This window comes from Candidatus Methylomirabilota bacterium, assembly GCA_036005065.1.
Lineage (GTDB): Bacteria > Methylomirabilota > Methylomirabilia > Rokubacteriales > DASRDR01 > DASYQW01.
Genome location: DASYQW010000182.1, coordinates 1 through 10,568, shown reverse-complemented (window position 1 = coordinate 10,568; position 10,568 = coordinate 1). Strand labels below are relative to the sequence as shown.

At 71.1% G+C, this 10,568-nt stretch carries 12 protein-coding genes; 10 read left to right on the top strand and 2 right to left on the bottom strand.

All coding sequences use genetic code 11. From position 1 onward, the window contains the following. The 7 genes from VGW35_13415 to VGW35_13385 form a co-directional block, all read left to right on the top strand. Positions 1-477: LLM class flavin-dependent oxidoreductase (locus tag VGW35_13415; GenBank protein ID HEV8308654.1), on the top strand; the 477-nt coding region annotated here is incomplete at its 5' end. Positions 478-733: 256 nt separating this feature from the next. Then, positions 734-1,624 carry a sugar ABC transporter permease gene (locus tag VGW35_13410; GenBank protein HEV8308653.1) on the top strand — a complete coding sequence of 297 codons (891 nt, stop codon included), beginning with the start codon at positions 734-736 and terminating at the stop codon, positions 1,622-1,624. Further along, entirely contained in the window at positions 1,618-2,496 is an 879-nt protein-coding gene (locus VGW35_13405; protein ID HEV8308652.1) for a carbohydrate ABC transporter permease, read from the top strand. Before VGW35_13410 ends, VGW35_13405 begins: the two co-directional genes overlap by 7 nt. Before the next feature lie 178 nt (positions 2,497-2,674). After that, the gene (locus VGW35_13400; GenBank protein HEV8308651.1) at positions 2,675-3,889 is read left to right on the top strand and encodes an agmatinase family protein; all 1,215 of its coding nucleotides are present in this window, start codon (positions 2,675-2,677) and stop codon (positions 3,887-3,889) included. Next, positions 3,889-4,665: an SDR family oxidoreductase gene (locus VGW35_13395; protein ID HEV8308650.1), complete on the top strand. Its 777-nt coding sequence runs from the start codon at positions 3,889-3,891 to the stop codon at positions 4,663-4,665. The genes VGW35_13400 and VGW35_13395 overlap by 1 nt, the downstream gene beginning before the upstream one ends. A gap of 14 nt (positions 4,666-4,679) precedes the next feature. Next, on the top strand, positions 4,680-5,441 hold the full coding sequence (locus tag VGW35_13390; GenBank protein ID HEV8308649.1) for a 3-oxoacyl-ACP reductase family protein: 762 nt from the start codon (positions 4,680-4,682) through the stop codon (positions 5,439-5,441). A 28-nt stretch (positions 5,442-5,469) separates the two neighbouring features. Next, entirely contained in the window at positions 5,470-6,486 is a 1,017-nt protein-coding gene (locus tag VGW35_13385) for an aromatic ring-hydroxylating dioxygenase subunit alpha (GenBank protein HEV8308648.1), read from the top strand. A gap of 6 nt (positions 6,487-6,492) precedes the next feature. Here the strand turns inward: VGW35_13385 and VGW35_13380 are convergent, their stop codons facing one another. Both VGW35_13380 and VGW35_13375 read right to left on the bottom strand, forming a co-directional pair. Further along, positions 6,493-7,440, bottom strand: a complete 948-nt coding sequence (locus VGW35_13380) for an amidohydrolase family protein (protein HEV8308647.1) — start codon at positions 7,438-7,440, stop codon at positions 6,493-6,495. A 4-nt stretch (positions 7,441-7,444) separates the two neighbouring features. Beyond that, the gene (locus VGW35_13375) at positions 7,445-7,912 is read right to left on the bottom strand and encodes a hypothetical protein (protein HEV8308646.1); all 468 of its coding nucleotides are present in this window, start codon (positions 7,910-7,912) and stop codon (positions 7,445-7,447) included. A 372-nt stretch (positions 7,913-8,284) separates the two neighbouring features. Between VGW35_13375 and VGW35_13370 the strand changes: the two genes are divergently transcribed. The 3 genes from VGW35_13370 to VGW35_13360 all read left to right on the top strand — a co-directional run. Further along, positions 8,285-8,548, top strand: coding sequence for a hypothetical protein (locus tag VGW35_13370; GenBank protein ID HEV8308645.1), 264 nt, complete (start codon positions 8,285-8,287; stop codon positions 8,546-8,548). Between the two features lie 2 nt (positions 8,549-8,550). Continuing rightward, positions 8,551-9,603 (top strand): aryldialkylphosphatase, encoded by a 1,053-nt coding sequence (locus tag VGW35_13365; GenBank protein HEV8308644.1) that lies wholly within the window; start codon positions 8,551-8,553, stop codon positions 9,601-9,603. A 38-nt stretch (positions 9,604-9,641) separates the two neighbouring features. After that, positions 9,642-10,568: DMT family transporter (locus VGW35_13360; protein ID HEV8308643.1), on the top strand; the 927-nt coding region annotated here is incomplete at its 3' end.

Below are 10,568 nucleotides of genomic sequence, written 5' to 3'. Positions count from 1 at the left end.
ATCTGGACGACCGAGCCGGTGGAGTTTCAGGGCCAGTACTACCAGATCCCCAGATCCTTCATCGGCCCGAAGCCGGTCCAGAAGCCGCATCCACCGATCTACATGGCGGCGTATACACCGGCAGCCATGAAGCGTGTCGCGAAGGAGGCGGATGGCTGGTTCCCGGTCGGGATCCCGCTCGGTGGCGTCGCTCAAATGTTTGAGGGGATCAAAGAGACGGCGCAAGAGGCGGGCCGCGATCCCGCGGGGCTGGCATTGATCGTCCGGGCCAACGTCGAGATCTCTGATGCGCCGCTCGGTCAAGGCCGGGCCGACTTTACCGGCACGCTTGAGCAGATTGCGAAGGATGTAGCGGCGACGCGCAAGCTTGGCGCTGCCGAACTCTTGTTCGATGTTCAGTTCTCCCCGGGTGTCGAGACACCCCATGACATCGTCGCCCGGATGGAGCAGCTCTGGCGAGTTGTCAAGCAATCCTGAGGCCTCGAGCGCCCATACGTTTGTTTTGATATTGCCAAGGCTCCAGGGCGTAGCCTGTGAATCTGGCTTAGTACGTGCCGCGCTCCATCATCCCGAGGGAGAGGGCTGGAGTGAAGGTGAATGAGGGCGGCGGGCGGCCCCCTCACCCTGACCTTCTCCCCCGGTGGGGGAGAGGGGACGTGAGGCAGCTCGTTCGCTCCCTCTCCCTTCGAGGGAGAGGGTTGGTCGCCCTAACCCTCTCCCCCAGAGAGGGAAAGTGAGGCGCCGGCGCCGGCTGACCTGGCAGGGCGCGCGGATCGACTGGGCCGCGTACGGCTTTCTCCTGCCGTTCGCGGTGCCCTTCCTCACGCTGACGCTCGGGGCGGCGCTCTTCGGCTTCTACGTCAGCTTCACCGACTGGGGGATCTTCGGCGAGCCGCGCTGGATCGGGCTCGAGAACTACCAGCGCGCCCTCGGCGATCCCTGGGTCGGGCGGGCCTGGCTGAACACCCTCCGCTACGGGCTCTTCGTGGTGCCCGGCACGACCGTGGTCGCCCTCCTGATGGCGCTCTACGTGAACCAGCGGTGGCGGGGCTTCACGCTCGCCCGCACGGCGTTCTACGCGCCGAACGTCGTCTCGGTCACGGTCATCGGGCTCGTCTGGGTGTGGATGCTGGATACCCAGCACGGGCTGGTCAACCAGGCGCTGGGCGCGCTGGGCGTGCCGCCGGTGCCCTGGCTGACGAGCCCCGACTGGGTCAGGACCGGGATCGGGGTCGCGTCGATCTGGTGGGACGCCGGCTTCAGCATGGTGATCCTGCTGGCCGGCCTCCAGGACATCCCGCGCGAGCTCCGGGAGACGGCCAGTCTCGACGGGGCCAGCGCCGTCCAGACCATCTGGTACGTGACGCTCCCGCTCCTCCGCCCGGCCCTGAGCCTGGTGCTCACGCTCCTGACCATCGGGGCGCTGCGGGTCTTCAGCCAGATCTACATCATGACCAACGGAGGCCCGGCCGGGGCCTCGGGGTCCGTCATCTTCTACGTGTGGGAGGTCGGGTTCGCGAAGTACCAGCTCGGCTACGCGGCCGCGATCTCCACGCTGCTCTTCGTCACGATCCTGAGCCTCACCCTGCTCCAGCTCCGGGTCTTCCGGGAGACGACGTGGTAGCGGCCTCGAGGCGGCGCCGCCGCCGCCCGTCGCTCGCCGTGCTGGTCTGGGCCGCCGGCCTGCTGCTCGCTCTTGCGTGGGCGGTGCCGCTGCTCTGGATGCTGTCGACCTCGCTGAAGCTGCCCGGCGAGGTGCTCACGCCGGGGGTCGAGTGGCTGCCGCGCCACGTCACGCTCGCCAACTACGCCAAGGTCTTCCAGAAGCCGGTCTTCCGCTGGCTCCTGAACAGCGCGGTCGTCGCGGCGCTGGCGACGAGCATCAGCGTGCTGATCGGCGCCATGGCGGGCTACGCGCTGGCGCGCCTGAACTTCCCGGGGCGCCGCGCCTTCTTCCTGCTGGTCCTGGCCGTCCTGATGGTGCCGACCGAGATGACGATCGTCCCGCTCTTCATCGGGGCCCTCCGGGTGGGCCTCCTCAACCGCAACCTGGCCGGGACGTACTCGGCCCTGCTCATCCCGTCGCTGGCGAGCGCGCTGAGCGTCTACCTCTTCCGGAACTTCTTCCTGTCGCTCCCCCGGGAGCTGGAGGATGCGGCCGCCATCGACGGCGCCGGGCGGTTCCGCACCTTCTGGTCCATCGCGCTGCCCCTGGCCCGGCCGGCCGTCATCGCGGCGGGGATCCTGCTCTCGACGAACTACTGGAACGCGTTCCTGTGGCCGCTCCTGGTGACCTTCCGCGAGGACCACAAGACCCTCCCGGTCGGCATGTTCGTGTTCACGCCGGGGACGCTGGGCGGCGGCTCGACCCAGATCGAGGGGTACGCGCCCGCGATGGCGGCCATGACGATCCTCACCATTCCGAGCCTCCTGGTCTTCCTGCTCCTCCAGCGCTACTTCATCGAGGGCGCGACGCGGAGCGGCGTGAAGGGCTGATGGCACCTCCTGAAGGGCTGGCCGCAGAACGTCGTCAGCCAGGCAGGTCCCCGGATTCCCGACGTCAGCCCAACCGAGGACGGCTCGCCAGGGCACCGACCCGCTCTGATAGGATGAGGGCCGAATTCCGTGCGTCCGGACGAGCTCGGTCCGCGGTCGCGCGGGGGAAAGGACGGGCATGGCCAGACGGCAGGCGAAGAGAGCGGGGCGCAAGGCCGCGCGAGGGGGCCGGGACGTCTCGATCCCGGGCGAGCTGGCGCGGGAGATCCGGCCCGACCTGTGGGACCCGCGCGATCCGTCGTTCAACGTCTGGGCGGCCCGGGATGTCGGCCGCGACCCGAAGCGGGCGCCGGGGCTCTTCTGGCCCCACCGTCAGGCGCGCGGCCCGGCCTGGCTCGGCATCCCGACGTTCTTCCGTCGCCCCATCGCGCTGACCCCCGAGGACCTGAAGGCGGGCAAGGTCGACGTGGCCATCTTCGGGGCGCCGCTCGACATGGGGATCGGCATGCGCGGCGCTGCCTACGGACCGCAGGCCATCCGGGTGTCCGAGCGCTACGTGCCGTGGGCGGATCTGGCGAGCGGCGCCAGCCGTCCGCACCAGCACGTGCGGATCGACCCGTTCCGCGTGCTGACGGTCGTGGACTACGGGGATGTGGCCGTCGATCCCTTCAGCACCGAGCGCACGATCGCCCACGTCCAGGAGTTCGTGCGCGGGATCGCGGAGACCGGCGCCATCCCCCTCATGGTCGGCGGCGATCACTCGCTCCTGTGGCCGGGGGCGGCGGGCGTCGCCGACGTGTACGGCCCGGGCAGCGTGGGCGTCATCCACTTCGATGCCCACGCTGACGCCGGCTCCAGCATGCTCGGCCACCTGGCCGCTCACGGGACGCCGGTCCGGCGCCTGATCACCGACGCCCACGTCCCCGGGCGCAACTTCATCCAGGTGGGGCTGCGCGGCTACTTCCCCGACGACGAGACCGTCGAGTGGATGCGCGCGAAGGGTCTGCGGTCGCACTACATGGCCGAGGTGGAGCGGAAGGGCTGGGACGCGGTGCTGCGTCGCGCGCTGGAGGAGGCGCTCGACGGGCCGCGCCACCTCTACATCTCGCTCGACATCGACGTGATGGATCCGGCGTTCACTCCCGGTACCGGGACCCCCGAGCCCGGCGGGCTGACGCCGCGCGAGCTCTTCCCGCTGCTCCGGCGCCTGACGGCCGAGAACGCCGTCGTCGGGATCGACGTGGTGGAGATGAACCCGCTGGTGGATCCCGGGTACACGACAGCCTTGAACGTGAACCGGTGCATCCGGGAGATGCTGGTCGGCCTGGCGCTGCGACGGCAGGGCATCACGACCCCCGACTACCTCGACCCCCGAATGGCAGGCGACGAGTGATGGGCGGCATCCTGGTCGTGACCGGCGGGGGCCGGGGGATCGGCGCCGCGGTGTGCCGGCTGGGCGCCGAGCGCGGCTACGCCGTCTGCGTCAACTACGTGGGGCAGCAGAAGCGCGCCGACGAGGTCGTGGACGCGATCCGGGCCGCCGGCGGGACGGCCATCGCCGTCCAGGGCGACGTCTCGCGCGAGGGGGACGTCGAGCGGCTGTTCGCGACGGTGGACCGCGAGCTGGGCCGGGTGACGGCCCTCGTGAACAACGCCGGGATCGGCCCCGGCCACGGCCGCCTCGAGGACATCGACCCGGCGGACATCCACCGCACCCTGGAGGTCAACGTGGCGGGCGTGCTCCTCTGCTCGGCCGCGGCCATGCGGCGCATGGCGCGGCGGTACGGGGGCGCGGGCGGGGCCATCGTCAACGTCGGCTCGGCGGCCAGCCGGACCGGGAGCCCCGGCGCCTTCGTGCACTACGCGGCGAGCAAGGGCGCGGTCGACGCGCTGACGATCGGGCTCGGCAAGGAGGGGATGCCGGAAGGCGTGCGGGTCAACGGGGTGCGCCCGGGAGTGACCGACACCGAGATGCTGCGCGGCGGCCCCGGCTTCCCGGTCCCGCCCGGGACCGAGGAGTGGCTCGCGGGCGCGCTCCAGACGTTGCCGATCGGGCGCCTGGCCCGGCCGGAGGAGGTCGCCGAGACCGTCCTCTGGCTCCTGTCCGACGCCGCCAGCTACGTGACCGGCGCCATCCTCGACGTCTCCGGCGGGCGCGCCACGCCATAGGACGGAGGCATCGAATGGCGACTCCGAGGCTGAGCGGGCAGGTCGCTCTGGTGACCGGGGCCAGTCGGGGCATCGGGCGGGAGGTCGCGCTCACGCTCGCCCGCGAGGGTGCGCGCGTCGGCGTGAACCATCCCCCGGATCCTCGGGAAGCCGGCCTGGCCGCCGAGGTGGTGGCGGCGGCGACGGCCGCCGGCGCCGGGGCCCTGGCGGTGGCGGCGGACGTCGCGGACACCGCGGCGACGGCGGCCGCCGTCGGCCGGGTCGTCGAGGCCTTCGGGCGGATCGACATCCTGGTCACGAGCGCCGGGATCTCGCACCATCGCACGATCGCCGAGATGACCGAGGCGGAGTGGGACCGGGTCATCGCCGTCAACCTGAAGGGGACGTTCAACGCGGTGCGGGCGGTGGTCCCGCACATGATCCGGCAGGGGAGCGGCCGGATCGTCACGGTGGCCTCCGAGCTCGGCCTGGTCGGCCGGGCGACCATGGTCCACTACTGCGCCTCGAAGGGTGGCGTCATCGCCCTCACCAAGGCTCTGGCCCGTGAGATGGCCCCCCACGGGGTCAACGTGAACTCGGTCGCCCCCGGGCCGACCGAGACCGACATGCTGAAGGCGAATCCCGAGGAGTACCGCGACGAGGTGAAGGGGCAGATCCCCCTCCGCCGCTGGGGGCAGCCCGCGGACGTCGCGCGGACGGTGCTCTTCCTGGTGTCGGAGGATGGCGCCTACTACGCCGGTCAGGTGCTGAGCCCGAACGGCGGGGTCGTGATGTAGCCCGCGTCGCGGGGCGGAGGACGAGCCGATGGACGTGACAGAGCGAGCGCTGGTCGAGCGGCTGTGGTTCCCGGTGGCGCGCAGCGAGGATCTCGCCGGCAGCCGGGTGGTCGCGGGCCGCCTTCTCGAGACCGACCTCGTCGTCTTCCGGACCGACGCCGGCCTGGCCGTCGCCGAGGACCGCTGTCCCCATCGCGGGGCGGCGCTCTCGCGGGGCCAGGTGATGGGCGATGAGCTTCAGTGCGCCTACCACGGCTGGCGGTTCCGGGGGGACGACGGGCGCTGCACCCACGTGCCGTCGCTGCCGGGTGGCGCGCCGCCCCGCACGGGGCTCGCGCTGTGCCGCGCCGCCGAGCGCTATGGCTTCGTCTGGTGCTGCCTGGGGGAGCCGGTCCTGGAGGTCCCCGTGGTCCACCCGCTCGAGGCCGGCTCGTGGCAGACCGCGGTCGGCTCGTCACACGACCTGCACTGCGGCTACCGCCAGCTCACCGAGAACTTCAGCGACACGAGCCACTTCCCGTTCGTGCACCGCCGGTCGATGGGCCCGAACGTCCAGCGCGAGGTCCCGCGATACCAGGTGGAGCGCGACGGCTGGGCGCTCCGGTGGACGATCCCGACCGATCTCGGGGGCACGGCCTTCGGCGGCAACGACGACCTGGCCGCGAAGCAGACGCTGACCTACCACGTGGTGCTGCCGTCGGTGGCGTTCGTGCATACCACCTTCCCCGACGGCGGCCAGCGGATCACGCTCCAGCTCGCCGCGCCCCTCGGCGCCGGCGGCGACTGGTGCCGCCAGTTCTGGGCGGTCGCGATCGACCCGATCGCCGCGCGCCACCCTGAGGGGACGCTGGAGGACCAGTTCCGGTACGAGAAGCTGATCTTCGAGGAGGACTGGCCGGTGATCGAGACCCAGCGACCCCGGGAGGCGCCGCTCGACGGCGGCGAGCAGGCGCACACGCGGGCGGATCAGTTCAGCCTGGTCTACCGGAAGGCGTACGTCGAGCTGATGGCGCTGGCCTCCGCGACGCCTGCGCGCGCGACCTGACTACGCCTACAGGCGCAGCAGCCGGACGGCGTTGGCGCCGAGGATGGCGGCCTTCTCGTCCCGGGAGAGGAGCGGCAGCCGCGAGACGTGCTCCACCGTCTCGTCGAGGCCGTACCAGGGGAAGTCGGTGCCGAACAGGATCCGCTCCGGGCCGATGTCGCGGATCAGCCGGGCGAGCTGCGCGTCGTCGGGCGCGTTCGTCGCCCCGGTCCAGGCCAGGATCTCGCTGCAGTCGAAGTGGGCGTTCGGGAACGCCCGGGCGATCTCGAGGGCCTGGCGCCACGCGCCGCCCCCGAGGTGGGCCAGCACGATCGGGAGGTCCGGGAAGGCGCGCAGCACGTCCGCGAAGGCGCGCGGCTCGGCGTACTGCGGGCCCGTCCGCGACGGACCGGCGTGGGCGATGACGGGGACGCCGAGGTCGCGACACGTTGCGTAGATGGGGTACATCCGCCGGTCGCCCATCGGGAACCGCTGCAGCACCGGGTGGACCTTGATCCCGCGCGCGCTCCCGGCCGTGACCATGTCCCGGAGATGGGCCGGCCCCTCCTTCTCGTCGAGCGCCCAGGGATCGGCGGCCACCACCGGGATCAGCTCGGGATGGTCCCGCACCGAGTCGCAGAACTGGCGGTTCGAGCGCGTGAGCCGCTCGCCCATGGTCGCGTCGATCTCGGCGATCGCGCGGCACCGGGCGGCCTCGTCCAGCTCCGCCGGCAGCTCGGCGACGGCGGCGGCGCGGGCGCGGTCGATGGCGAACAGGTTGACCGCCACCGCCCGGTCGACGGCCGAGGCCCGGATCGCCGCCAGCGCATCCTCCACGTCGCCGCCGTACGGGGTGAAGCGGACGTCGGGCTTCTCGCCGTACTCCCAGACCTGGTAGGTCGCCTTGTTCCGAAGTCCCTGCTCGCGGGAGGGATAGAGGTGCAGGTGCGCATCGATGATGGGCGTGGCGGTCACGGGCTTACGCGGTCTTCGCCCGAACGACGAGCTGGACGTCGCAATCGAGGACCTGGAGCAGCCGGAGTAACTGGTCGACGGACTTCCGGTAGTTCGTCTGATCAAGAAGTCGGTAGAGCTGGGCCGGGGAGGTGCCGAGCCGCCGGATGATCTCCCGCCGGGCCAGCGGCGTGGCCGCGACAGCCTTCTGAGCTTCCAGGGTCAGCCGATAGAGGAGGAGATCGCGCAGGTAGTCGGGATCTTGGTTGTATTCGAGCACGTTCTCGATATGAACGGTGCCCTCGCGGCCGCCCTGTAGGACGTACGTAAATCCCTCGGCCCCCAGTTCCCGGTCGACGAAGACCTTGGCAATCGGATCATCGGACGTGGGCTGGACGTCGAGTCGGGCAAACGGAAACACGAGTCGCTTCCTGGCCACGGTCACCTCGAAGGCTTTCCGTCGGTTGTTGGCTTTGACGCTTCGAATCTTCATAGCCGCCCCTCGGCCTCGAGTTGCGCGATCAGCTCGAGGATCCTGGCTGAGGCCTTGCCCTTCATCGGCTCCTGTTCTCGAGATCCCATTTGACGATCAGCCGACCGTTCCGGTATACGTGCACGTGCCGCGGCGGATGGTCGCTCCGCCGGGCGATAAAAATGTCGCCGCCGAGCCGTATCTTCGGCACGGCTGATGTTACCCTGTAAGGTAACGCTTTTCAAGTATCAGTCCAACCGTGCCCGGCGGCTCGAGCAAGACTTCCTTCGTTCGCCTCGGCCTGCGGATCGTGGAGCTCTCTGATGTGCTTGATGCGAAGTCGAGCGTGGCTCTTGACCCTCGCGGCGGCCCCATGGTGTATTCTCGCGACGTATGGCGGACCGAGACCGACGCGACGAGAGCCTGATCCGCGCCGTCGAGCACCTGGAGGCCGGCGCCTGGCCGCAGGCGCACGAGATCGTCCAGAAGGAGGGCTCGCCGCTGGCCGCGTGGCTTCACGGGATCGTGCACACGCTCGAGGGCGACCTGGACAACGCCCGCTACTGGTATCGACGGGCCGATCGCCCGTTTCCCGGCCCCGATGCCGTGCCTGACGAGATCGCCGCCGCCCGCCGGCAGCTCCAGGGCGACGGGTGACCGTGCCGCGGCCGCGCCCCGGACAGATCCAGACGGTGCTCGGCCCGCTGGCCGCCGAGGAGATCGGGGTCACGCTGCCCCACGAGCACCTCCTGATCGACTTCGCCGTGATGTTCGCCGAGCCGGCCGTGGCCAGCGACCGGGCCCGGGCGTGGGCGCCGGTGAGCCTCGAAATCCTGGGCTGGGTCCGGCAGAACTTCAACGCCAACCTCGACAACCTCCGGCTGACCGACGAGCGGGTCGCCGCGGACGAGATCCGGCTCTTCCAGAACGCCGGAGGCCGGACGGTGATCGATCCCACGCCGCCGAGCCTCGCCCGCGACCCGCGCGCGCTGGCCCGCATCGCCCGGGCGACCGGGCTGAACATCGTCATGGGCGCCGGCTACTACGTGGCGGCCTCGCATCCCGCCGACATGGACCAGCGCACGGTGGGCGACCTGGTCCGCGAGCTGGTGACCGACGTCACCGTCGGCGCCGGGGACACCGGGGTTTCCGCCGGTCTCATCGGCGAGATCGGCTGTACCTGGCCGTGGCGGGAGAACGAGAAGAAGGTGGTGCGGGCGGCCGTGATCGCCCAGCGCGAGACGGGCGCGCCGCTGATGATCCACCCCGGCCGGCATCCGCGGGCGCCGATGGAGATCGCCGAGTTCGTCCAGAAGGAGGGCGGCGATCTCCGGCGCACGATCATGTGCCACATCTGCCGGACGATCGCCGACATCAAGGCGGTGATCGACCTCGCCCAGACCGGGATGTGGATCGAGTACGACCTCTTCGGCTCGGAGAACTCGTACTACCCGTACAACCCGAGCTTCGACATGCCGAACGACGGCGGGCGCATGGCCCACGTGCTGGCGCTGATGGAGGCCGGCCATCGCGGCCAGATCCTCCTGTCGCACGACATCGCTTACAAGACCGCGCTGGTGAAGTACGGCGGCCATGGCTACCACCACTTGCTGGTGAACGTCGTCCCCCGGCTCCGGGCCAAGGGGGTGGACGACGCCGGGCTGCGGCAGCTGCTCGTCGAGAACCCGGCCTGCGCGTTCGCGTTCGCCTGACGCGCCTACCGGGCCGGACGGCGCCGACCGAGACGAGCATGAGCGGACACACCCGGGGTGTGCTCCTGGCGCTCGGCGCCACGATCGCGTGGAGCTGCGCCGGCCTCTTCGTCCGCCTCGTCCAGACCGGCACCAGCTGGCACATCATCCTCTATCGGTCGCTGGGCCTGACGCTGGCTCTGGCCGCGCTGGTCGCCGCGATCCATCGCGGCGGCACCGCCCGCGCGCTGCGCGCGGCTGGCTGGACCGCCGTGCTGGCCGGCGCCTGCTCGTGCGCCTCCTCCGTGCTCTTCATCCTGGCGCTCGGCCAGGTCACGGTGGCCAACGCGCTCTTCATGACCGGCATCGCGCCGTTCCTGGCCGCGCTCGGCGGCCGGCTCGTCCTCGGCGAGCGGGTCGCCGGCCACACCTGGGCGGCGATGGGGCTGGCCGCCGCCGGCGTCGCCCTCATGCTCGGCCAGGGGCTCGCGCTCGGCCGCCTCGGCGGGAACCTCCTGGCGCTCGGATCGGCGACGAGCTTCGCCGTGTACGGGGTGCTCCTGCGCCACAACCGGCAGACCGACATGCTGCCGGCCGTCCTCTACAGCGGCGTGTACGGGACGGTCCTCGGGCTGGCGGTCCGACTCGCGACCGGTGATCCGGCGCCGCTGCTGTCCCGGATCGTCCTGCCGCCCCGGGACGTGGCCCTCTGCGTCGGGATGGGCGTCCTCCAGCTCGCGCTGGGCATGGCCCTCTACACCCGCGCCTCACGCTACCTGCGGGCAGCCGAGCTCCAGCTCCTCGCGACGACCGAGCTGATCCTGGCCCCGCTCTGGGTGTGGATCGGCGTGGGCGAGGTGCCGACCATGACCACGCTCGCCGGCGGGGCGCTGATCTTCCTCGCGGTGCTCGCCCAGGCGCTCGGGGCCCGCCAGGTGGCGTCGCGGCCAGGGGAGGCACGTCCGCTCCGCACCCTCTCCCTCCCA